Below are 24951 nucleotides of genomic sequence, written 5' to 3'. Positions count from 1 at the left end.
TTTAATTTTTATTTTTAATTATGGGTTTATTTGAAGATTTTAGTCATTTTTTTGAGACTCGTTTAGATGAATTTCTCAAGGATAATCCCCATTTAGAATTACAAGCGTTAGAAGAACAATTGCGGGAACAAGAGGAGGATACCCTCCGGTTAATTGCTAAGTTGAACCAAGAGGAAAAAAAGCTACAAACTGAAATTTTAGCCGTGGCTCAAGATGTCCAAAAATGGCATAAATGGGTGCAAAAAGCACAAGCCGCTAATCGTTTAGATTTGGCAGAGGCGGCTCAAGAACGAGAGGCGGGATTTTTGCGTCAAGGAAATCAACTTTGGGGACAAATGCAAGGGGTGAAAGAGCGGATTCAAAAATCTAAAGAGGTCTATTATCAAGTACAACAACGTCACAAAGAAGTTAAAGTTAAAGCCGCAGAAGTAGAAGCGAACCGCGCGAAATCAAAAGCCCAACAAAACCCTCAAAATTCCAGGGAAACCCAAGGTTGGAATCAGAGTAAATCCTATGGTAGTTCTAATGCTTTTAATGATTCCTTAGAAGGGAAATTTAAACAATGGGAAATGGACGAAGAATTAGAACAGTTGAAACGGAATATGGGACGTTAGAGTTTTATTCCTCTGATTGTTCAAGATTTACTTGTTCATAGAGATCGGTTAAATTGATAGGAAAATCTAGGGTGCTTAATGTTAGAATAGAATCCGCCGACTCATAAAAATTAACTTGCCATTTTCCCGTTTCTGTTTTGACAAATTGTTCAACGGAATATTGATATTGATCGATTAAAATATATTCTTGAAATTCGGAAATAGAACGATAATACTTGAATTTATCCCCGCGATCATAACTTCCCGTTGATTGAGATAGAATTTCTACAATAACTAAGGGATTTAAAACCGTATCCGTGCGATTTTCGTGAAAAATAACATCCCCTTTAATCACCATTAAATCGGGATAGGTATATAACCGATAATCAGGCATCCATAGACGGACATCCCCAATAAATAATCTATATTTTTGACCTCTTAATCCTAATTTGAGTTGAAAGTAAGCGTTTCCAGCAATTTGATTATGATTCGTCGTACCTCCCGTCATAGGAATAATGTCTCCGTCTCGATATTCATGTTTAAATTCTGCGGTTTCTTCGAGTTTGAAATACTCCTCTGGAGAATAGAGGAGAGGTTTCACTTGCATAACCATATTATTCTCCTACCTAGATCACATCCTTTTATTATATAGCCTATTGTGGCAAAATTTGAATCTCAACATTAATCTTTTCTTGCCATTCTCGAATATAAACTAACAACCCATACATAAACACAATTACCCCGATCATTTCCATAATTTCTTCTACCATAGCTACTAATGAATAAATCAGAGTTTGTTGATGGTAATAAAACGCCACAACACTCCCGACCATTTCCATCAATAATGCTCCACCAATATATAAAGAGGCGGCTAAAATAAAATGATAACGGGTTTTTCGGGGCAGATGTAACCAAAACTTCCAATATTTACGCAGGAAAAAAACTACTAAAATTATTCCTGGAATTACCCACATTGAACGTAAAAAAGGAGGTAAATTTAACCCTTTAGCAATATCAGGAATAATTAAAATTTCATGAATTGTAGCTACTTCATCAATAGCAAATAACCAAAAAATAATCGATAACCATTTCCATTGTTGAAAATAACGATATTTTACCGAAGCATGATCATCAGGAGCATTTAAGGAGTTTTGTTGTTCGATTTCCGCTTGTTTTGCTGAGGCGATCGCCCCTAATAACCAAGCACAAAAAGCCAACATAAACGCACTAAACCAAGTCGGTAAATTCATCTCTCGATCAACATTAAACATTGATGTCCAATCTTTTCGATAGTTAAATCCAAATCTACCAATTTGTACGAGAATACTCGTAAAGGTAAAAAATCCTACTCCCATTGTTAGGCGTTTAGCTAATTTTAAGGGAGACAAGGTTAGAGATAACTGCACGTTGAACTCATCCTATTTTAATTAAACTCAAATTATAACCCAACTATCGACAATAATATCGTCGATATCGATATCCATTAAACTTAGGTTGAGGACGGGGATCTTGTTGACACCGGAATTGGCTAAAATCCGTATTATCTTTTAAATTCACCGTCCATAAATCAAAAGGAGGTTTAATTTGAGTTAAAGCAGTTGCTAAAGCTGGAGAAGGATAATCGGTTTTTTTAACCAACATAAATTCAGGTAAATTTTTGGCTTTTTGACGCTTAAATTCTAATCCTAATCCCATTAAAGCTCGAGTTTCTGCGTGGGTTATTTTAGTCGTAGCAATGATCGCAGGTGTTTTAGCTTGATTAATCATATAACTCGCTAAACGATCCGCTTGTTGGGATTTTTGAAACCCATAGTTTCCCCCAACTGTTAACGCACCCAAACATCCCATAATTAAGGTGACAATTACAATTTTTTTTCCGTTAGCTTGTAAAATAGGAGGAAGTGAAACCCAAGAATTATTAAAAGTTTCAGGTTTTTTCCAAATAACTCCTAATGCAGAGCCTAAAATTAAAATAAATACAGGAAAGTAAACAAATTGATATCTAGCCGCCAGGGATACGTCCTTTTGTAATCCATAAATTATAATCAAAAACAGTGTAAAAATACTAATTAAAATACCGCCAAAAATTTTAGTTTCAAGTTGAGTTTCAGAGGATTGAAGATTTAACCTAATGCCTTGAATTATCCCCGGACTTATCCAAACTAAAACCGTCAATAAAATTAATCCTGAAATTGCTGTTATAATTAGAGGAGTTCCTTCAACGGGTAATAAGAATATCTGGGTAATTAACCAGGCGAATAAACGAAATAAAGGCTCTATAAATCCTAATCCCTCAAATTCGGTTGCAATCCATTCTGTTAGTTGATCATTAGGGAGAGCTTTTAAAATTGGAATCCAAACTAATCCAGTGATTAATGTTCCGAATATTACCGCATAAATCCTTAACCAAGATCTGCTAAAAAGTCCTAATTTATTTCGCCAATCCTTTAACCAAAATCCGGCTACAACCAACCCTTCCGCCCCTAATAATACAATAAAAAAATAGTGACTAGCGATTCCTAATCCATTGACAATAATCCAACCCATGACTTGAATAATAGATAAAGGTTTTTCTCCTTGTAAACTTCTAATTGCCTTGACTAAATAGCCTAAAGATGCGATAATAAAAAGTATAGTTATAGTATAGTGTCGTGCTTCTTGTGATAGATAAATTCCGTAGGGACAAATAGCGATTAATGCGGCGGTAATTTGGGCAAAAGTTAAAGACCCAAAGGCAAAATAACTTAAACTAAAGATAGCCGGAATTGATAAAACCCCTAAAATAGAACTGAGAGCGCGCGCCACCGTTAAAGAAACTAATTCTCCATCTGTTGAAAATAAATTCATCCAGAAATGATTCAGCAAAAAATATAACGGTGGATGATTACTTTCAGTAAATAAATGATAAATAACATCCGAGGGTTGACTAGCGGTTTCCAAGCGCAAAGGAGATAATAAAATATCCGCCGAAATGATTTGATCTAAAGGAATAGTTTTCAGACCGTGACCCAAACTAAAGACTAAAGTAGAAATTTCAATACTCGATGCTGACTTATTTCCTAAACCCATAAATCTCAATAAAATTCCCAGTCCCACCCAAAACAACAGTAAACCCGGATGAAACCATCGGTGATTAACAATTTTAAGCACTTAAAACAATCCTCACAAAAACTAAACCCCTATTATAAATAGGACTTACGCAAAATAACCATATCTAGTAGGGGCGAACGGCCGTTCGCCCCTACAGATGGTGTATAATCGGGTATTCTGCGTAAGTCCTAATAAAAATAAATAACCCCCTAAAACCGTCTTTCTAACTTCAAACATTGACCCGGAGTTAACTTTCTAATTTCATCCGTTAAATCTAACCAAGGTTGTAACTGTCCCCGTTGAAACGTGCGACTTAGGGGAATATCCATAGAGGTTTGATCACAACCCATTCCCACGGAAATCACCCCGCGCCAAGAATCAGCATATAATTCATCAATAATCTGCCATTGATTTTTTTCCCAACGAAATCGCCGGGTAAATCTAAAGGGTGAATCTTGTTTTCCTCTAACAATTTCAGCAGCATTTAACCTCTGAATTTGCTTGGAGAAAAACTTACCTAATAATAACATTAAAACTCGCATAAAAACCAATTTTAACGAAGATAATTGATTCGATTTAACCCAACTTAATCCGCCTTCAATTAAAATTTCATCCTGTTCGACATGAATTGTATAATCACTCATTAAATGGGCTACAGCATTTTTAATTTGACGACCCTGACGAACTTGTAGGGAAAAATGAGTATCTGATAAAATCAGTTTATTTTCTCTAAATAACTTAAAAACTCCCCCTTTATTTAAAGCCACATATAATTCCACATAGGGACGACGTTTAATTAAAATTTCTGCTTCCTTTAACCAAATACTCGCCACATCTCGCGGCACAGGTTGGGGTCTTCCCGGGACAAAATCTCGCCAAGCTAGTAAATAATTCCAAACCTGATTTCCCAGGGAATAATCATCGCCATAACAAGCGGATAAACCATTTTTAATTCCCAGTAAAAATCGGTCATTAATTCTCAACGCATCGGGTAGCCATTCCCCCACTAATTCAAACCCATAGGGAAAAAATTGATAGGTATTCAAACTTCCATATTCCCCGCCATACGACCCATCAGGATGAATAAAATACGTCACTAATTCTACCGCTTTTATTAAAGATTCTTTCAACCGTAAATCCGATCTCAAATCATCTAATTGAGCTAAAAAAGAAATCGTTAAGCTATGATAACCCGGATCAAAAGTATCACTTTCTTTAAACCATCCCTCTTGACTTTGTAAAGACAATAACTTTTCTAAACGAGAGGCTTTAATTCGATGCCATTTAGAGGTTTGTAACATTTGACCCAAACGTTCTAAACACAAAAGAATTAGAGCTTCCTGACTGGCACTCTGACTGAATTTACCATGGGCTAAACCCTGGGCTTGACGTTCAAAACCTTGTAAGGCTTCATAATTCATTAACCCCAATAAATGATAACTTTCTATACTAGCAAATAAGGAAAAAGCCGTTGCCCTAGCAGAATGTTCTAAGGGTAAATTTTCATCACAAAAACTATTAATATGAATGCTATCAATGTTATAAATAATCCCCGCCTCTACCCAATTTTTAATTGCAGGTTGTTGATAATAGGGATTATCAGAAATAGGTAGATCATAAACTAAAGCCAAAGGTAATACCAATTCTTGCATTCTGCCATTGGCAAAATCTTTAGTTTTATAATGCCAAAAATTCCGATCAAAACAACCATAGGTTGGACTATGGGGATTTCGATCTAATAACGTTAAAATTTTAGGAATTTGAGTTAACGCTTCACGGGCAAATAAATCTTTACTCACGGTTAATAGTTGCTATTAGTTGCACCAAACAAATCACCGCTATTGTACCAAAAAAGGTGCGATCGCTATTTAATTTCCTGGTTTACTGGGTCTTCCAGGGTTACTCCTGGCAACTTCTTGATATTCTTGATGTCTTTGGAGTTAAATATTAAGCTTATTAGAAATAATAAATTTTCCAGAGTATAATTAATTTAGTCATCTCGCTTGAGGTTTTCTCGTTATGAGTTATTGCCTTAATCCTCAATGTCCAAATCCAACAGATCCAGCAAACGAGAATCATCACACTTGTCGTCAATGTGGCTCTAATCTTTTGCTGCAAGGACGTTATCGTGTGACTAAACAACTGGGAGGCGGAGATTTTATCAAAACATTTGAAATTGATGATCAAGGGAAAGTTAAGGTTCTAAAAGTTTTATTAAAAAACAATCGTAAAGGAGTCGCTTTGTTGAAACAACAAGCAGAAGTTTTGAGTCAAATTAATCATCCCGGAATTCCTAAAGTTGATTCTGATGGATATTTTACCCATTTTCCCAAGGGGAGCGAAGAAGTGTTCCACTGTTTAGTAATAGAGAAAATTGAAGGGCTAAATTTACAAGACTGGATGAAGGAGCGGAAAAAAGAACCCATCAGTCAAGAACTCGCTTTGGAATGGCTAAAACAACTGACTAAGATCCTAGAGCAAGTTCATAATTTGCAATACTTCCATCGGGATATTAAGCCTCAAAATATTATCAGGAAACCCAATGGACAATTAGTATTAATTGATTTTGGAGCTATACAGGAAGAACTTTCAGAGAGAGACGCCTTTATTAAGATGCAAAGGGTAACAGGGTTTGTTTCCCCTGGATGTTCTCTAACTCTAAAATGGGCGGGGAAACCTTTCCCTCAATCTGATTTTTTTGCCCTGGGACGAACCTTTGTTTATTTATTAACGGGAAAACCTCCCACTGCTTATCCAGAAAATCCTCGCACTGGAAAATTATTATGGGGAAAAGGCGCGCCCAATCTTTCTTATGAATTGGCTGCCTTCATTGATTATTTAATGGCTTCTTTTCTGGCAAATCGCCCTCAAAATACTCAAGAAATCTTGCAATGTTTAGCAGAAGTGGATTTAAAACGAACTGAGAAAAAAAAACAAACTGAGAAAAAAAATAATATTAATTTTATGAATGTTGAAATTAATTTCCAGAATCAACCTTCAGAGTTTAATAGGGGAATACTGAGTAAAATCAGGAAATTTTTAGGTCTATAGTCTAATTTTCCTACAAAAACAACTCAAAAACCCGATTCAGGAAAAATCCCTATTTTTAAATCATGTCTCTGGGACTCAACTTAAAAATAACTATTGTTGATTCTTCCTGACTATTTAACTATCGTTTTAGCAGACTAAACTGAATAATCTCAATTATTTGCATCCCCAGCCATTCTTTTACTTTTATAGCGGAATGACTGAGTTGCTAATTTAAGCCGCTTGTCGTTCTTCGTGATCAAAACCGTGTAGAATAGGTTCCGGGCCGAACTTAGAAGTCACTCTGAGCAAACGGGGAATTTCAAAACTATTATAAACGCGAAACTCGCTTTGAATAGTAGCTTCTGCGGTTCTAACGGCTTGATTTAAAACCAACGAACCATCAGGGTCAGAAACAGAACGATGGAAGGTTCCGGGGGGAATCCTCAAAATGTGACGGTTGGCATCTAATCTAACAATATGATAGGGATCTTTCCAAGCAAAATTAACTAAATAAAAAGTACGTCCCCCACTCACCGCTAACAAATTATCTTCTTGATGGGGATGAAGATAAAATTGCCAATATCCAGTTTCGGTGTTATTCGGACTAATGGCTGGCCCCTCATGGAATACTAAATCACGGGCGTTTGAATTGGCAATAGTAATATCAAAAAAACGGACACTGGGGGTATCACGGAATTTATGAAAGGGGATTAATTCAAACATACAGATTTTGTTTAGAGGATTCGTTTTTTTGTGGGTTATCCCTAGCTTAGTCACACTTGTTCAAACAATCAAAACCCATTGAGCATAATTTCCATGCGGAAACCGAATAGATGGCGCGAGAAGGAGAGGGGGAATTTTTAAGGTAAAATGTAGTGAGTCCTAAAGGACTCTCTCAGAAAGCCCTGAAGGGCTTACTACGGTTTGGAATTGGAGGCAGTCCGACGGTTTATACTCGTCCCTTAGCTCGACTCATTGAGCAATTACAGCATTTACCCGGTGTGGGGCCAAAAACCGCCCAACGCCTAGCGCTTCATATTATTAAGCGTCCCGATGAAGATGTGCAAGCCTTAGCTCAGGCGTTATTGGATGCGAAACAGCAAGTCGGTTTTTGTCAGGTTTGTTTTCATCTCTCGGCTGAACCCGTTTGTGATATTTGTCGCAACCCCCAACGCGACCCCGATACAATTTGTGTGGTCTCCGACTCCCGGGATGTCATCGCTTTAGAAAAAACCCGGGAATATAAGGGCAAATATCATGTTTTGGGCGGTGTCATTTCCCCGATGGATGGGGTTGGGCCAGAACAATTAACCATTCAACCCCTAGTGCGTCGGGTGAGTCAACAACACATTAAAGAAGTGATTATTGCTATTAGTCCCAGTATTGAGGGGGAAACTACAACATTATATATAGGTCAACTATTAAGACCTTTTACCAGAGTCACTAGAATTGCCTTTGGTTTACCGATGGGCGGCGAGTTAGAATATGCCGATGAAATCACCTTAGCCCGGGCCTTAGAAGGGCGGCGAGAGTTAGATTAAAGAATACCCAGCCGCCCAGAAATCGGGTTTCTGTCTTATCTCAAAAATTATGAAGTCAGTCGCAAAAATCCCACTTCCAGAGTTTCTCTCTCAACCTAATATTGAGGCTTCTCCCGCATGGGAATTAATTAATGGCCAAGCGATTCAAAAACCAATGCCAACGCTGTTTCACTCAAGGTTACAACGCAATCTCGTTAATTATATTAATCAGCATACCGATCAGTTTGAGGCGGTGCAAGAGTTACGCTGTCTGGTGCCTCCCTACTCACCTGTACCCGATGTTGCTATTATTAATTGCGATCGCCTTGCCGATGAAGACGGGCCATTTAACGGAGCGCCAGATTGGTTAATTGAAATTCGCTCACCGGATCAAAATACTTTAGACTTACAGAAGAAGATTCTCCACTGTCTCAGTAACGGAACACAATTAGCTTGGTTAATTGATATCTCGCGTCAACCATGGCGATGACTCGGCGACAATAAATTTTGTAGGGTCTGGGGATGAACTATACATCGGATAACTCTGGTATTCCCCAAACTTTAATCGTTCCATTTCCGTGTCCGCTAATAATTTTTGTGCCATCAGGCGTAACTGCAAGGGAATAAACAGATTTAGAACAATTCTTAATAGAACTAAGTAATGTTCCTGTTTCTAAATTCCAGACTTCAATAACTAATTGATATTTGGATTGAGAATAATAGTGATCACCACCCCCTAAAACCAATGTTTTACCATCAGGTGTAATCGCTAGAGTGCCAACCCAAGGTAAAGAACTTTCAATAGTAAGTAATGGTTTGGATGTTTTTTCTTTCAAATTCCAAACATTAATATTTTTACCATCAGTGCTGATTAGTCGATCTGCATTAGGAGTAATAGTTAAATGATAATTATTAGTGCTTGCAATTCCTATTATAGAAAGCAACTTCCCATTTTTCAAGTCATATTCTTTAATAATTTTATTGGCGGTAATTATTTTTTGTGCATCAGGAGTAATAGCAATAGATTTGTGAGCAAAAAAGTTTCGATTAAATTCTAGTTTTTTCATTAAAACACTTGTTTCTAAATCAAAAAAATTAATAACATCTACTCCAACACTAATTAGCTGAATGTCATCAGGAGTTATTGCTATTAAATGATAACCATTATCATGATCACACTCAATCTCAATAGAGTTTAAAAATTCTTTCCTATTCAAATGCCATACTTCTATATTGGTTTTCCAGATAGTCTCGTAAGAACCTTTATAAATTTCATAATAACTTCTTCCACTGATAATAACTTTATCCCCATGTGAGGTAATGGTAATACTACGATTATGATAATAATGATTATAATAATTATTAGATTTAGTTTCTAATAAATCGAGTAGTTGTCCGTCATTCAAATCCCAAATTTTTATAGCATTAAAATAATGAGTTTCATCATACTCATATATACTATAATTACAGCCACTAACCAGTTTTTTCCCGTCTGGTGTAATTGCAACAGGGATGAATTCATTAGTATAATAATACTTTTTATTTTTAATTTTGTTATAAGGTGCATCATCTTCCAAATAATTATTTAAAGTATGAAGACACTCCAAATACCGATAAGGATTATATTGAACCGCTAACACAAAAACATCCGCCGTTGCACTTAAGCTGCTTGTCGCTTCATTAATACACCAACGACCAATAAATCGTAAACAACGAGCTATTAATTTTAATAATTTATTAAATAACCAATTTTCTAAGGCTACATCAAAATCTATAATTGGAGATTCTTCATCTTTTATAAGTGCTAAACGTTCTTCATTAATCTGGATATCAAGCTCTTGAGCTAACAATGATGAATTGATATCTTGATTTTCATCCAGTTGCTCATCTAAACTTTCTTCTAATACTACGTCATTAGTATTTTCTTCGATAGAAGGAAGCAAATCTATATCAGATTGGTCATCATCTTCTAGTGTTTCTTCTAGGTAAGCATTTTCATCAGAATTTAAAGCGAATAAATCTTCTAAAACAGGAGTTAAAGAAATTAACCACGATAAAACTAAACTGGAAACTCCTACATCTAAAAGAAACATTCTCATATTTTTAGTATACTTTGGAGTTAACTTCGATGTAGCAGTAACTTGAAAATAACCTTGAGCATTACTGGTTACACTGAATAATCCATTTTGATCAATTTTGCATCCTGTTGTTGTCCACTCAATTTTACCAGGATCAATATTATTACCAAATTGATCCAACCCTTTAACTATAAATTGTTGTTTTCCTATGAGTTCGAGATAAACAAAACTAGGATTAATTTTTAACTTCCTTAAAACAGGAAGAAGAATCACCTGAGCGGTATCATTTACATTACCAACTTCCACCGTAATAGTAACTTCCCGTTTTTTATACCCTCCAATAAATACACCTTGATTATTAATTGTTCCACCTGCTGTACTACTCCATTTAACTCTGTCAATAGGAATATTTTGATTAACTTGATTAAATCCAGTTACAGAAAAAGTATATTCTTCATCAGGTTTTAATTCTTTTTCTTTAGGAGATATTTCTATACGTTTCAGAATAGAAGGTACATGAATACTAGCTTTAGCTGTGTATTTTCCGACAGTAACAGTAACTTCAGAATTTCCTATTTGATCTACCCCAGCCCGATAATCTGCGACCAGACCAAAACCATTAATATAACCATCTGTTGCACTCCATTTTGGATTATTAATCGGAAAATCATTATTGTATTGATCTACACCAATCACAAAGAACGTTTGCTTTTCTTCAGGTTTTAATGTAACAGATGACGGTTCAATTCGTATACCAGCAAGTATCGAAGGCTCAAGTATAGAAATAGTGACGCTTTCTTCTATACCCTGGGCTGAAGCAATTATTTGAACTGTGTCTAACTTTTGCTTATCTGCTATAAAATAGCCGGACGTTCTATCAATTATTCCAGCAAATTCTGGTTTAACTTTCCAAGTAACTTTTTCAACTTTTATATCATCTCCATATTGATCTATTCCTTTAAGTTCAAATTGAAAACTTTCTTCAAACTTAAGTTCTGATACTAATTTTATAAATTCCAATTTATAAAGTTTTGAAGATTCAATTATAGAAATATTGAGGCTTTCTTTTATGCCTTTAGCTGAAGCAATTATTTTAACTATACCTTCTTGTTCACCTGCCGTAAAATAACCATATTGATCAATTTTTCCAGCAAATTCTGGGCTAATTTCCCAGGTAATTTTTTCAAGTTTTATATCATCTCCATATTGATCTATTCCTTTAACTTCAAATTGAAAACATTCTTTAAACTTAAGTTCTGATACTGATTTTGTAAATTTTAATTTATCAAGTTTAATTACATAAATAGTTACTCTTTCTTCTTTACCACCTGCTGAAGCAATGATTTCAAATTTTCCTGCTTTTTTACCTGCTTTAAACTCACCATTTTTATCAACTGTTCCCGCATTGGGTGAACTAACTTTCCAAGAAATAGCTTGATTAAGCATTACTTGATGACGTTGATCGAATACTTTACATCTAAATTTTTGAGATTGATTAAATTGAAGTTTAGCAGATGAGGGATCTACCTCTAATTTAGTCACTTTAGGAGGCTCAATAACAGTAATAGAAACAGATACTTTAAATTTACCAACACGAGCTACTATTTCAAAATAATCTTCGATTTTTCCGGCTGTAAATAAACCATTTTCTATAGTTCCCACAGGTGACTTTGTAGAAAACTCCCAAATAATATCTTTAGGATTAAGAGAGAGTTTTGAACCATCCTGATCAAACCCTTGGATTGTAAATTGCTGCGATTCTCCACAATAAATTTTTTCTAACTTGCGTGAGTTAATAGTTAATTTGCTCAATTTTTGGTAAGAGCATCCTTTGATGGGATGCAAAACTTCTCCAGTATTAGTATCCCATAGCGTTACCCAATCTTCACTGGCAGTAACAATAATTTTGTGACCAGAACTAATTGCTAAAGCACTAATAAAATTAGAATCATCTTTTAAGAAAATTTCAAGATTTTTATCTTTTAAATTATATTTTTTGAGAATTGACTCATCACTACAGCTAATAATACATTCTTTCTGCGAGTCTTTAATCAAAGAGTTAATTCCCTGCGGATAAAATTCTTTACTGCGAACAAGAGCTAATTTTTTTAAAACATATTCATCTGGATCAGGGGATGCTTTAATTACTGCACCTGCAATAAACGCTGGAGCAGCTAACCACCAATTTCCTGTAAAAGCAGACACAGTAAATCCAATATCACAAACACTAATTAAAGCTTTTTGTACATTATCATATTGAGATGGATTAGATTTATTTTTAGGCTTCCAATATTTAACAATACCATCACGGCTACCACTAATTAAACTATTTTCATCTGGAATAAAAGTAAGTGATTGAACCCAATTTGAATGTCCTTCCAGTGTTTTAACTAATGTATGGTTGTTTAAACTCCAAATCGTTATCTTGTTATTTGCACTTCCACAGAATAAACATTTGCCTGTAGAATCAAGTTTTAAACTTAATACAATTCCTAACTCTTGTTCATTTTTAAGGGTCTTGCATAATTTTCCGGTTTGTAAATTCCAGAGTTTAATCGTTTTATCAGCACTACCACTAACAATAGTTTCATTGTCCGGGGTAATCGTAACAGCATTAACCCAACTGGTATGTTCTTTTAAAGTATGATCAAGTCGCCAAGGGCTAAGATTCCAAATCTTAATCGTTTTATCAGCACTAGCACTAACAATTTTCTTGCCATCTGAGCTAATAGCAACTGATAAAATCCAGCTATCGTGCGCTTCATAGCTATGACAGATTTCTCCTGTGTTCAAGTACCAAATCCAGAGTTTTTTCCAACTTCCCCCAATTAATAGCTTATTATCAGGGCTGACTGCTAAACAAGTTATAGTGTCAGCAGGATTGATATTTTTATTACTGGTGTTATTGGCTAAATAAGGATTATAGCCATGTAAAATCCAATAAGCAGACTGTTTAATTCTATCTGTAGCTTTTAAAGAGTAATTAATGAATAACTCTAAACCTTCTTCTCCATAGTTCAGAGCCTTTGACAAAGCTAACAATTTTTCTTGTTCAGTGCCTTGATCAAGTTGAGACTTAATTTTTTGAAGATCTTGATTCATGTTAAATCTACCTTGCACTAGGTTAAGTAGGATTGTAACTCTGTATTGGACAAGATAGCGTAACTATAACTCAGTCTCAACTTAGTCCAAATGTATCCCAACAAACAGAACAATTTTTTGTTTTCCCCAACCCCCCTAACTCCACCACAATCATGGCGTGCATTACTCCACAGAACCCCAAAACCAGTTACCTACAGCACCGGGTTCCTTTTCAGTTAGAAATTCTCTCTTAGCAGAAACAAACTCTTTTTTAGAGAGAATGCCGTCCTGGTCGATATCAAGTTTGGAGAAGACCAAAGCTGATTTTTCAGCATCTAGGTCAAACACACTGAAAAAGAGACGATGCTCTTGTTGTGAGATGTGACCATCACTGTCTAAATCAACAATGTCAAACAAAGTCTCTATTAAAGGGTCGTTGTAATCTGGATTTGAAACCGCTTCTTCTATGCCCTGACAAAATTCTTCGGGATTAACCTTACCATCTCCATCCAAATCCGCTTTAGACCAAAAATTCTCCCAAACATCAAGCCACTTAAACAACAAATCTTTGTGAATATCTGAACCAAGCTCTGCGCTACGGAGATCGGCAAATCTCTCAGCAAAGATCTCAGCATCTTCTTTGCCAATGAAGCCCGAACTATCTGCATCCAGACAGTAAAAGTGATGCAGTAACTTTTTTCTATGATATTCGCTTAACAATGCTTTTTCCTTTTGCTTAATTAACATACCTAGATTAACATATCAGTATGGAATTTTTCCACAACCTCGGCGCGGATTGCTATATTTAGCTCCTTATTTTTGTTTAAGTCCCATTAACTGGAATTGTGTAATTGTTTGTAGTGAGTCCTTTAGGACTCAGAAAGCCCTGAAGGGCTTACTACGGTTTAAAGTTCAAGAAATTTGGGATTAGATTCAATAGATTCTGGATTATTTTCTGGGTCTTATTGATTATTTTTGGGGGATGAATTAGAACCCAAATTTTCGATAACTTTGATAAAGTCTTTAGCTTTGACGCTTGGAAAATTACTCATGCTAAGATCCTTAAGGGCTTAACAATTAAATCTTCTCTAGGAATTGGCTGATCATCAGCCCTTAAACTTTCAATATATAATTCAATCGCTTCTGTAATATTATCAATGGCTTCTTCAAAAGAATCTCCTTGAGAATGACAACCTTTTAGAATAGGGCAAAAAGCATGATAACCGACCTCGGGTTCTTTTTGCAGAATCACTGTATAATTGTAAACCTGTTTATTATTGTTATCCATAAGTTTTTAACTTGTTAGTAATCTACCTAATTTTACCTCGGCATCATTCTATTTAGTCCAAATGTATCCCAACAAACAGAACAATTTTTTGTTTTCCCCAACCCCCCTAACTCCCCCACAACTCCCCTGAACCAAGGTAAGCTGACATAATAGGTTTTTCCCTCCCTTAATGGGCCTTTGTTGCCCTCGGAGACTGTAAAGCCCTAGGTATCTACATTCATAACCTGAAATTGACTGCCATGAATACTCACACATTCCCCGAAAAACAGGGTTTATACGATCCACAATTTGAACACGACGCCTGTGGGGTCGGGTTTATTGTGCAGATGAAAGGTAAACAGTCCCACGATATTGTGGAACAGGGGTTAACTATTCTCCTCAACCTCGACCATCGCGGCGCCTGTGGTGCGGAAACCAATACGGGTGACGGGGCGGGAATTTTAATGCAACTCCCCCACAAGTTCCTGAAAAAAGTGGCCGCGGCGGAGAATATTACCCTCCCCGCACCCGGTCAGTATGGCGTCGGGATGATGTACGCTTCCCCCGATACCAACGCCAGGGAAAGCGGTCGCCGGATATTTGAGAAAATTGCGGCGGATGAAGGTCAACAGGTCTTAGGGTGGCGGGACGTACCGACGGATAACTCCTCCCTGGGAAATACCGCTAAAATGAGTGAACCCTTCATGCAGCAGGTGTTTATTCAACGGGGTTCGGGCTTAGTTGATGATTTGGCCTTTGAACGGAAACTGTATGTGATCCGTAAACGGGCCCATACTGAGATCCGGGTGACACAAGTTGACACCTATTTGTATTTGTCGAGTCTCTCCTGTCGGACAATGGTATATAAGGGGATGTTGATGCCTGTACAGGTGGGTGATTATTACCCCGAACTCCATGATCCCGATATGGAAAGTGCCTTAGCGTTGGTTCACTCGCGCTTCAGTACCAATACTTTCCCCAGTTGGGAACGTTCCCACCCCTATCGTTATATTGCCCATAACGGCGAAATTAATACCCTGCGAGGCAATATTAACTGGATGACCGCCCGCCAGTCGATGTTTGAGTCGGAATTGTTTGGGGAGGATCTGAAAAAAATTAAACCCGTAATTAATATTAACGGTAGCGATTCTACTATTTTTGATAATGCCCTAGAATTGTTAGTCTTGGCAGGGCGATCGCTTCCCCATGCGGTGATGATGATGATCCCCGAACCTTGGACGGCCCACGAGTCCATGAGTGACGAGAAAAAGGCCTTCTATGAATACCATTCCTGCTTAATGGAACCTTGGGATGGCCCGGCTTCTATTGCCTTTACCGATGGCACAATGATGGGTGCTGTCCTTGACCGGAACGGTTTACGACCCTCCCGCTATTATGTCACTAAGGATGATTTGGTGATTATGGCCTCCGAGGCCGGAGTCCTACCTATTGAACCGGAGCGGGTGGCCCATAAAGGTCGGTTACAACCCGGGCGGATGTTCCTGGTGGATATGGAACAGGGGCGGATCATTGCCGATGAGGAAATTAAAACCAAAATCGCTACGGAACAGCCCTATCGGGACTGGATCAACCAGAATATGGTGGAATTAGCCAACCTGAAAGACCCCGTAGAAACCAGCGATGGTGCGTCTACGGATGGGTTAGTTCAGCTACAAACGGCTTTCGGTTATACCTTCGAGGATCTGCGCCTATTATTAACGCCAATGGCGCGGGATGGCGTTGAGGCGGTGGGTTCGATGGGAACTGATACCCCGTTGGCGGTGTTATCCGATCGCCCGAAACTGCTTTATGATTATTTTCAACAACTGTTTGCTCAGGTAACAAACCCCCCTATTGACTCCATTCGGGAAGAAATTATCACCTCAGCCGAAACTACTATCGGGTCTGAACGCAACTTATTAAAACCCGAACCGGAAAGTTGCCACCTGATCGAACTCAAAAGCCCCATTCTGAGTAACGAAGAATTAGCTAAACTCAAATTTGTTAATGAAGACGGTTTTCAAGCCGTTACCCTGCCAATTCTATTTAACCCCAAAGATGGGGTAAAAGGGTTAGAAGCGGTCATGGAAGGGATTTTTGCCCAGGCTGACGAAGCAATTGCAGCCGGGGTGAACCTGTTAGTTTTGAGCGATCGCGGTGTTGATTCCAACAATGCCCCCATCCCGGCTTTATTAGCGGTATCCGGTTTACATCACCATCTAATTCGTCAGGGGACTCGCACCCGGGTAGGAATTATTTTAGAATCCGGTGAACCGCGAGAAGTCCATCATTATGCCCTTTTAGTCGGTTATGGCTGTGGTGCGATTAATCCCTATATGGCGTTTGAAAGTATCCACGACATGATCGAGCAAGGATTATTAGTCGGTGTGGACTATAAAACCGCCTGTAAAAACTACATCAAAGCCGCCACAAAAGGGGTGGTTAAAGTTGCTTCAAAAATCGGTATTTCCACTTTACAAAGTTATCGTGGTGCCCAAATTTTTGAAGCCATTGGTTTAAATCAATCAGTGATTGATCGATACTTTAGTTGGACAGCTACCCGGATTGAAGGCGCTGATTTAGATATTATTGCTCAAGAAGCAATTATCCGCCATACCCACGCTTTCCCCAACCAACCCGGAGATAAAACCCATACCCTAGATGTGGGTGGTGAATATCAATGGCGTAAGGAAGGAGAAGCCCATTTATTAAGCCCGGAAGCGATTCATTCTTTACAGAAAGCAGTGCGCCTGGGAGATTATGAATTGTTCAAAAAATACGCCCAGTTAGTGAATGAGCAAAACCAAAAATATTTTACCCTGCGCGGCTTATTGGAATTTAAAGATCGTCAACCGATTCTATTAGAAGAAGTCGAACCCATTGAAGCAATTATGAAGCGCTTTAAAACCGGGGCGATGAGTTATGGCTCGATTTCTAAGGAAGCCCATGAAACCTTAGCGATCGCCATGAATCGGATTGGTGGTAAGTCTAACACAGGGGAAGGCGGCGAAGACCCAGAACGTTACACCTGGACAAACGAACAAGGGGACTCGAAAAATAGCGCTATTAAGCAAGTCGCCTCCGGTCGGTTTGGGGTAACGAGTTTGTACCTTTCCCAAGCTAAGGAAATTCAAATCAAAATGGCACAGGGGGCTAAACCCGGAGAAGGGGGACAACTTCCCGGACGCAAGGTTTATCCGCCTATTGCTAAAGTCCGCCACTCAACTCCGGGGGTGGGTTTGATTTCCCCCCCTCCTCACCACGATATTTATTCCATTGAGGACTTGGCTGAATTAATCCACGACCTGAAAAACTCTAACCGGGCGGCGCGGGTCAGTGTGAAATTAGTCTCGGAAGTCGGAGTGGGAACCATTGCTGCGGGGGTAGCTAAAGCCCATGCCGATGTGGTATTAATCTCCGGTTTTGATGGTGGGACGGGGGCATCTCCCCAAACTTCGATTAAACACGCCGGACTGCCTTGGGAGTTGGGGTTGGCGGAAACCCATCAAACTCTGGTGTTGAATAATTTGCGATCGCGGATTGCCGTGGAAACCGATGGTCAGATGAAAACCGGCCGGGATGTGGTGGTGGCGGCATTGTTAGGGGCCGAGGAATTTGGCTTTTCAACTGCACCGTTAGTTACCTTGGGTTGTATTATGATGCGAGTGTGCCACCTGAATACCTGCCCTGTGGGTATTGCCACCCAAAACCCCCAACTGCGCGAAAGCTTTTCCGGTGATCCTGAGTATACCGTTAACTTCATGAAGTTCATCGCCCAGGAAGTCCGAGAAATCATGGCTCAGTTGGGTTTCCGCAGCTTAACGGAAATGGTGGGACGCACGGATATTTTGGAAGGCAAGAAAGCTGTTGACCATTGGAAAGCTAAGGGAATTGACCTCTCTAAAATCCTTTATCAACCGCAAGTTGGGGACGATATCGGCCGTTATTGTCAGATTCCCCAGGATCACGGTTTAGATAAATCGATGGATATCACCGTGTTACTGGATCTGTGTAAACCTGCTATTGAGAAAGGTGAGAAGGTTACAGCTACCTTACCGATTAAAAATATTAACCGGGCGGTGGGAACGATTTTAGGCAATGAAATCACCAAAAACCATTGGCAAGGTTTACCGGAAGATACGGTGCATCTGCATTTCCAAGGCAGTGCGGGTCAAAGTTTTGGGGCGTTTGTGCCTCAAGGGGTGACGTTAGAATTGGAAGGGGATGCTAACGATTATGTAGGCAAGGGATTAAGCGGAGGTAAAATTATTATTTATCCTCCGGCAGTTTCCACCTTTATCCCTGAAGACAACATTATTATCGGCAATGTGGCCTTATATGGCGCAACTCTTGGGGAAGTCTATATCCGGGGGTTAGCGGGTGAACGTTTTGGGGTGCGTAACTCCGGCGTGAATGCTGTTGTGGAAGGCGTGGGAGATCACGGTTGTGAATATATGACCGGAGGTAAGGTGGTTGTCCTGGGCGCCACCGGACGTAATTTTGCGGCGGGAATGAGTGGCGGTATTGCTTATATCTTTGATGAAACCGGAGATTTTGCCACCCGTTGCAATACGTCTATGGCGGATTTAGAAAAGTTGGAAGACCCGGAAGAAATTAATCAGGTTTATCAACTTATTGCTAAACACGCGGAGTATACCAAGAGTCAGAAAGCGTTGAAAATTTTGGCAAATTGGACAGAAATGATTCCAACATTTGTTAAGGTGATTCCCCGGGATTATAAGCGGGTTTTAGAAGCATTAAAAGAGGCTGAAAAATCCGGTTTAACGGGGGATGATGCGTTAACGGCGGCGTTTGAAGCGAATTCCCGTGATGTGGCGCGGGTTGGCGGAAGTTAAATGTTAGAAACCCGGTTTCTCAGATCTCTGTGGAGGTCAGAAACCGGGTTTCTCCACAAATCTCTCGGTTGGGAAGCAAAGGTTATTGCAGAAACCCGGTTTCTCGGAGTCTGGGTCACACCACCCGCCAAATCATAATCGTGCCGTCATCACTACCACTAACAAGTGTCTGCCCATCCGGGCTGATGGCGAGGGACAGAACCTCATCAGAATGCCCAGTCAGGGTGCCAAGTTCCTGCCCCGTAATCAAATCCCAAATCATAATCTCGTCATCACCACCACTCACAAGGGTCTGCCCATCCGGGCTGATGGCGACGGAATGAACCCACCAGTTCAAATCCACAGTGAGGGTACGAAGTTCTTCGCCCGTACTCAACTGCCAAATCTTAATCGTGTTGTCATTATCACCACCCATAAAACTCACAACAGTATGACTACTCGCAAGAATCTGCCCATCCGGGCTGATGGCGAGGGAATTAATCGAGCCATCCCCTTCCATGGTGCGGAGTTCCTGCCCCGTACTCAACTGCCAAATCTTAATCGTCTTGTCATCACTGCCACTGACAAGAATTTGCCCATCTGGGCTAATGGCGACGGAATTAACCGATTCAGAATGCCCAGTTAGGGTGCGAAGTTCTTCGCCCGTACTCAACTGCCAAATCTTAATTTTATTGATTGTATTGTAAACATTGCCCATCACAGCAGTATGAGACTCAGAATTGTAATTCACAACGGTCCTCACACTCACAACAGTATGACTGCTACTGACAAGAATTTGCCCATCTGGGCTAATGGCGACGGAATTAACCGATTCAGAATGCCCAGTCAGGGTGCGAAGTTCCTGCCCCGTACTCAAATCCCAAATAGTAATCGTCTTGTCATCACTACCACTGACAAGAATTTGCCCATCCGGGCTAATGGCGACGGAATTAACCGACCCAGAATGCCCAAGGGTGTAAGCAACTGAGGCATTTTCTAGCTTGCGTTTGCGCTCAATTTCTCGTTGTCGCTGACGTTCAGCTTCTCGTTGTCGCTGACGTTCAGCTTCTCGTTGTTCCTGACGTTCAGCTTCCAGTTGTTCCTGACGTTCAGCTTCCAGTTGTCGCTGATGTTCAGCTTCCAGTTGTCGCTGACGTTCAGCTTCCAGTTGTCGCTGACGTTCAGCTTCCAGTTGTCGCTGACGTTTGGCTTCCAGTTGTCGCTGACGTTTGGCTTCTTGTTGACGTTTGTATTCTGCTTCCTGGCGCTGCATCGCCACCCGAATCATTTCCTGGTGTTGACTTTCCCCAATAGCAGCCAAACACCCATTCAGCTTTTCCAAATATTCTTTATCCCACACCGTCAAAGCTGATGTAACAGCCTCTAATAACTCCAACAAACCCGGTTTTTTTTCTTCAATAGAAGAAACCCGATTTCTCAACATCAGCCAAACTTTTATCGAATACTCAATCTGTTTTCTAGCCCAAGATTGATCGGGTAAATGACTCAAACTCAGAGCTAAATCTAAATATAAATCGGGAATCAGATGAGGGCGATCACATCCTGCTAACTGATAGAGATTTTGATAGCTGGAAACAATCTCACCCACCAGCATTTGCTTAAAACTTTCACTCGGCACTTTTTCCAATAATCCCGGCAACAGTTCTGGCAATTTCGGATGCACATCAGCATGGGAAAAATGATAGCGATCAGCCATCAAACCGACTAAAATACAATGACAAATCCCTAAAAATTGCGCCAGTTCTCGAATATATTTATCTTCCCGCACATTGTATTTATAATCATGCTGACCGCTTCTGCCAAACTCACGGTCTTCTTCCTCTTCTTCTAAAATTAAAAGATTCAGTTCATCATCCCCACCCCGTCGCTTCAGATCCTCTAAACTTCTGCCTTTTTCTAACAACTTCATTCGGTACTCTCGCCACTCTTGGGCATATTTGCGGGCGATGGGATACAAAACTTCTTTCCAGGGAACCGTCAGGACTTTTTCATAATGAGGGACTTTTTCTAGTATATCCCAACCTGCTAAATAAATCCGTAGCAAATCCCCATCAACTTTAGACTCTAAAACCACAGTAGGAATTGATTTAAGGACATGATGCAAAATATCCACCGCAATCTTACCATGAGAAGATTTGCTTTCCCAATCTGCACCTTGATATCTGACAGGTCTTTCCTGACTGGTGAGGGGATAATATTTGCAAAATTCCTGCACTTGATCTGTTAAGGAAACTTCTATTTTACTAAAACCTTGGGCAGCATTGGGGAATGTTTCAAACTCTAATGCTGGAGGTGAAATAATCACTAAAAGCGGAATATTCCGATAATTTTCTTGATAGATTTTGTAAGCATCTAAAATCACTCTAGCTGGAGTTTTAAGGGGAAAAGTGTCTCGAATTGCTTTATCATCGGTGAGTTCTATCGCAGTTGACAATTGAATGCGAGATAATATTAGTTGAGTTTCCCGACGGTATTCTTCTAATCGTTGTTCATGTTGTAAGCTTCTTGCTAACTGTTCGGTTTCAAAAGATTGTCGTTTTTGCAGTCGTGAATTTTCGCAAAACTGTCGATAGTCTTCAAGTTCTCGATTAAATTTTTGTCTTACTCCTTCCAAATCGGCTTGAAATTCTTGCCCTCTGGTTTGCATAGCAAATTGAGCATCAATTTTTAACGCTTCTAAAGACGCTTGAAATGTTTGTTGACGTTCTTGTAAGGTAAATTGAGAAGCTATTCTATAACCTTCTAATTCTGCCTGAAATTCTTGGCGATTTGCTTCTAAATAAAACTGAGTTTCAATTTGATCAATTGTATTTTGTCGTTGCGCCATGGCTACCACTGTTTGCGGTGCAAAAAATCCTTGAATTGCTGTTATCATTCCTTCGGCAAAATTCCAAACCATTTTAATTCCTCCTGGGGTTTTCAGAAACCCGGTTTCTCGGTTTCCGATTTAAACTAAGATAAATTCAATATTTGCTTAACTTCATCTAAAGAAAAAGTGGGATTTTCTTGTTCTTCTTGTTGTGCTGTTCTTAAATCTTGTAAATCCTCTAAATCTTCTAACAGTTCTTGAATTTTAAGCAATTCTTCACTCTGTTGAATCTCAAGAGACATGGGCTATATCCTCCTAATTGTTCTTAATTTAGTATAGCGCGATGGGTTCCGCCCAGCCGAAGGCGATCGCATAGCTACAAACCCAAACATCATACTTTTTCTAAAAATAGCGATCGCTCTTGACCAAACTCAAAACCGGATCGGTTATACTGAGACTATGTTTTAATTTGTACCCTAAGAGCAATGTAAAATAGGCTAAATATGAGCAATACCTATACCGCAATTATTAAACAAGGTGGGAATTGGTGGATTGGGTGGATTGAAGAAATTCCAGGAGTGAATTGTCAAGAATCTTCCCGTGATCAATTATTGGAAAGCCTTAAAATTACATTGGAAGAGGCTTTAGAATTTAATCGCCAAGATGCTATTAATGCTTCCAATGGTAATTACCAAGAAGAAAAAATAGCGGCATGAAGCGTAAAGAATTTATCCGCTTGAAATTAGTGATATCCTAGCTCATAAAATCTGTAAAGATCTGGGTATAAAATTGGTCAAATAAATGATGAATTGAATGAATAATGCTATGAGAAAACCAGAAACTGTTAAAGCGTTAGAAGAACTCGGACGGGTGCAACTTTCTAAAAGTTTTTTTATGCGGGAATTTCTATACTCGGAAATTTCTCAAATAGAGGGTATTCCTAATATACCTGATGATCCAGAATTAGCGATCGCAGCCGGAAAAAACCTCTGTGAAAATGTACTAGAACCCCTGCAAGATGCTCTCGGAAAAATTAGTATTCGTTCGGCTTATCGTTCTTGCGAAGTGAATGCTAAAGGCGCAGAAAATAAAAATCAATATAATTGTGCCTCCAATGAAAGCAATTATGCGGCTCATATTTGGGATAGACGAGATAAAAATGGTTATATGGGGGCAACCGCTTGTATTATTGTCACTTCTTTTATTCCCTATTATGAACGGACTAAAGACTGGACAGCATTAGCTTGGTGGATACATGATCAGATTAAAGGTTATGCTGAGATGCAATTTTTTCCGAAATATGCAGCATTTAATATTAGATGGCATGAAGATCTAAATTATCCAAAATCTATCTCTAGTTATGTTGAAAATCCCCATACTCAATCTAAGGGATATTTAACCAATAAAAAGATGGATAATTTCACAGGTTCCCATGAAGAATTTTATCAAGATTTTATTCTGGATATTAAAAAATAACATAAACCTGTAGGGGCGGGTTCTCCCAAATCTACTTATTATTTTATCTTAAAGTATGATCAATTCTGTCAATACTATAACCGTTATTAACAGAAAAGATCCAAGCTAAAATATACCGTTAAATAACTTAATTGCTGATTAAGCAATCAAACTATTTTAAGGTTTAATCGCAATAATGGTACGATGGCGAGGGTCACTGGGAAGCGTTATTTTATAATCAAACCCCACATCCTTTAAGGTTGCTTCCACATCAAAAGTATAGTATTCATCACTCCAAGGTTCGGTACTTTTCATAAGAATAAATAACGCTGGGGGTAAATTCTGAATGACTTCTGATTTGGGGTTATTATCCACAATAGCTAAACAACCGCCTGGACGTAAAATTCTAAATGCTTCTTGAAAGATTTCTCTACTAGGTTGGTTCGGGAGTTCATGCAACAGAAATTGCAGGGTAACAACATCAAAACTATTATCGGTAAAACTGGTATTTTCCGCTAGTTCCTGTCTCCATTCGGCGATTTCTCCCTGGGTATCTCGGACTTTTGCTACTGCTAACATATAGGGTGATAAATCTAATCCCACCGTCTTAATATTATCACCATATTTCTGGACTAAATAGCGGTGTAAAGGTAGGGTAGACATTCCCACAGAACAACCGATATCTAACACATTTTCCACCCGTTCAGGACAATATTGGCCGAGGATTTCATGGAAACTAGAACGCAACCGATGTTCGGCGGTTTCCCAGGTAATTTGTTCTTTTGGCCAGACTCGCAGACCCATGGCTTTTGTGGCGGGTTCGGCTTCAAAAGCGGCTAACCAACAGAGATTTCCCTGCTCATAAGCATGAAAAGGAACTTGATAATATTCCGGGTATTTAATATTAGGATTACTGACAGTTTTTAAGAGTTCTTTTACTTCTGATGTGTCTAATTCTTGACAGGTTTTCCGCCAAGGAACTCCATTTTTTTCGGCGGTTTTAATTAAAACTTGTCTGGCTTGCAGTTTCATCAAACTATAAAGCGGTTTGGTTTGGATTAAAAAGTTAACAATTTTAGACAGAAAATCTTCTCCTGCCCAGTCTGGTTTAAGTTTGGTGTTAATCATGGTTTAAAAAGATTGGGAAACAAGGATTAATTTATCATGAAATG

At 39.0% G+C, this 24951-nt stretch carries 18 protein-coding genes; 7 read left to right on the top strand and 11 right to left on the bottom strand.

The window, feature by feature from the left end; genetic code table 11:
• Positions 1-20: 20 nt before the first annotated feature.
• On the top strand, positions 21-614 hold the full coding sequence (locus PL9631_RS25015) for a TIGR04376 family protein (protein ID WP_083624658.1): 594 nt from the start codon (positions 21-23) through the stop codon (positions 612-614).
• 4 nt (positions 615-618) lie between these two features.
• Here PL9631_RS25015 and PL9631_RS25010 read toward each other — a convergent pair whose 3' ends face one another.
• The 4 genes from PL9631_RS25010 to PL9631_RS24995 form a co-directional block, all read right to left on the bottom strand.
• A complete protein-coding gene (locus tag PL9631_RS25010) occupies positions 619-1200 on the bottom strand; it encodes a Uma2 family endonuclease (protein WP_083624781.1) in 582 nt (193 codons plus the stop codon).
• 46 nt (positions 1201-1246) lie between these two features.
• Positions 1247-1999 carry a hypothetical protein gene (locus tag PL9631_RS25005; protein WP_083624657.1) on the bottom strand — a complete coding sequence of 251 codons (753 nt, stop codon included), beginning with the start codon at positions 1997-1999 and terminating at the stop codon, positions 1247-1249.
• Between the two features lie 43 nt (positions 2000-2042).
• The gene (locus tag PL9631_RS25000) at positions 2043-3743 is read right to left on the bottom strand and encodes a glycosyltransferase family 39 protein (protein ID WP_083624655.1); all 1701 of its coding nucleotides are present in this window, start codon (positions 3741-3743) and stop codon (positions 2043-2045) included.
• A gap of 149 nt (positions 3744-3892) precedes the next feature.
• Entirely contained in the window at positions 3893-5482 is a 1590-nt protein-coding gene (locus tag PL9631_RS24995; protein WP_083624654.1) for a hypothetical protein, read from the bottom strand.
• A 220-nt stretch (positions 5483-5702) separates the two neighbouring features.
• On the opposite strand from PL9631_RS24995, the gene PL9631_RS24990 reads away from it, so the two are divergent.
• Positions 5703-6734 (top strand): protein kinase domain-containing protein, encoded by a 1032-nt coding sequence (locus tag PL9631_RS24990; RefSeq protein WP_083624653.1) that lies wholly within the window; start codon positions 5703-5705, stop codon positions 6732-6734.
• Between the two features lie 210 nt (positions 6735-6944).
• Here PL9631_RS24990 and PL9631_RS24985 read toward each other — a convergent pair whose 3' ends face one another.
• Complete coding sequence (locus PL9631_RS24985) at positions 6945-7436, bottom strand: redox protein (RefSeq protein WP_083624651.1); 492 nt, start codon at positions 7434-7436, stop codon at positions 6945-6947.
• A 206-nt stretch (positions 7437-7642) separates the two neighbouring features.
• On the opposite strand from PL9631_RS24985, the gene recR reads away from it, so the two are divergent.
• Together recR and PL9631_RS24975 are read left to right on the top strand one after the other, a co-directional pair.
• A complete protein-coding gene (gene recR / locus PL9631_RS24980) occupies positions 7643-8254 on the top strand; it encodes a recombination mediator RecR (RefSeq protein WP_083624780.1) in 612 nt (203 codons plus the stop codon).
• A 49-nt stretch (positions 8255-8303) separates the two neighbouring features.
• Positions 8304-8723, top strand: coding sequence for a Uma2 family endonuclease (locus PL9631_RS24975; protein WP_083624650.1), 420 nt, complete (start codon positions 8304-8306; stop codon positions 8721-8723).
• Between the two features lie 37 nt (positions 8724-8760).
• Here PL9631_RS24975 and PL9631_RS24970 read toward each other — a convergent pair whose 3' ends face one another.
• The 3 genes from PL9631_RS24970 to PL9631_RS24960 form a co-directional block, all read right to left on the bottom strand.
• Positions 8761-13413: a beta-propeller domain-containing protein gene (locus tag PL9631_RS24970; RefSeq protein WP_083624648.1), complete on the bottom strand. Its 4653-nt coding sequence runs from the start codon at positions 13411-13413 to the stop codon at positions 8761-8763.
• Between the two features lie 162 nt (positions 13414-13575).
• Positions 13576-14139 (bottom strand): EF-hand domain-containing protein, encoded by a 564-nt coding sequence (locus PL9631_RS24965; protein ID WP_083624646.1) that lies wholly within the window; start codon positions 14137-14139, stop codon positions 13576-13578.
• A 301-nt stretch (positions 14140-14440) separates the two neighbouring features.
• Positions 14441-14680, bottom strand: coding sequence for a type II toxin-antitoxin system HicB family antitoxin (locus PL9631_RS24960; protein ID WP_027249394.1), 240 nt, complete (start codon positions 14678-14680; stop codon positions 14441-14443).
• Between the two features lie 239 nt (positions 14681-14919).
• Here PL9631_RS24960 and gltB point away from each other — a divergent pair, with 239 nt between their 5' ends.
• The gene (gene gltB / locus PL9631_RS24955) at positions 14920-19515 is read left to right on the top strand and encodes a glutamate synthase large subunit (RefSeq protein ID WP_083624644.1); all 4596 of its coding nucleotides are present in this window, start codon (positions 14920-14922) and stop codon (positions 19513-19515) included.
• Between the two features lie 115 nt (positions 19516-19630).
• On the opposite strand, the gene PL9631_RS27565 is transcribed toward gltB, so the two are convergent.
• Positions 19631-22414, bottom strand: a complete 2784-nt coding sequence (locus PL9631_RS27565) for a hypothetical protein (RefSeq protein WP_231516852.1) — start codon at positions 22412-22414, stop codon at positions 19631-19633.
• A gap of 53 nt (positions 22415-22467) precedes the next feature.
• Positions 22468-22626: a hypothetical protein gene (locus tag PL9631_RS24945; protein ID WP_197046504.1), complete on the bottom strand. Its 159-nt coding sequence runs from the start codon at positions 22624-22626 to the stop codon at positions 22468-22470.
• Between the two features lie 201 nt (positions 22627-22827).
• Here PL9631_RS24945 and PL9631_RS24940 point away from each other — a divergent pair, with 201 nt between their 5' ends.
• Positions 22828-23040 (top strand): hypothetical protein, encoded by a 213-nt coding sequence (locus PL9631_RS24940; protein ID WP_083624643.1) that lies wholly within the window; start codon positions 22828-22830, stop codon positions 23038-23040.
• Positions 23041-23137: 97 nt separating this feature from the next.
• On the top strand, positions 23138-23800 hold the full coding sequence (locus PL9631_RS24935; protein WP_231516851.1) for a peptidase M15: 663 nt from the start codon (positions 23138-23140) through the stop codon (positions 23798-23800).
• A gap of 156 nt (positions 23801-23956) precedes the next feature.
• Here the strand turns inward: PL9631_RS24935 and PL9631_RS24930 are convergent, their stop codons facing one another.
• Positions 23957-24907, bottom strand: coding sequence for a class I SAM-dependent methyltransferase (locus PL9631_RS24930; protein WP_083624641.1), 951 nt, complete (start codon positions 24905-24907; stop codon positions 23957-23959).
• Positions 24908-24951: the final 44 nt, after the last annotated feature.

The sequence above is a fragment of the Planktothrix paucivesiculata PCC 9631 genome, assembly GCF_900009265.2.
GTDB lineage: Bacteria > Cyanobacteriota > Cyanobacteriia > Cyanobacteriales > Microcoleaceae > Planktothrix > Planktothrix paucivesiculata.
Note: the sequence above shows the minus strand (reverse complement) of the source record. Positions and strands in the feature narration are given on the sequence as shown.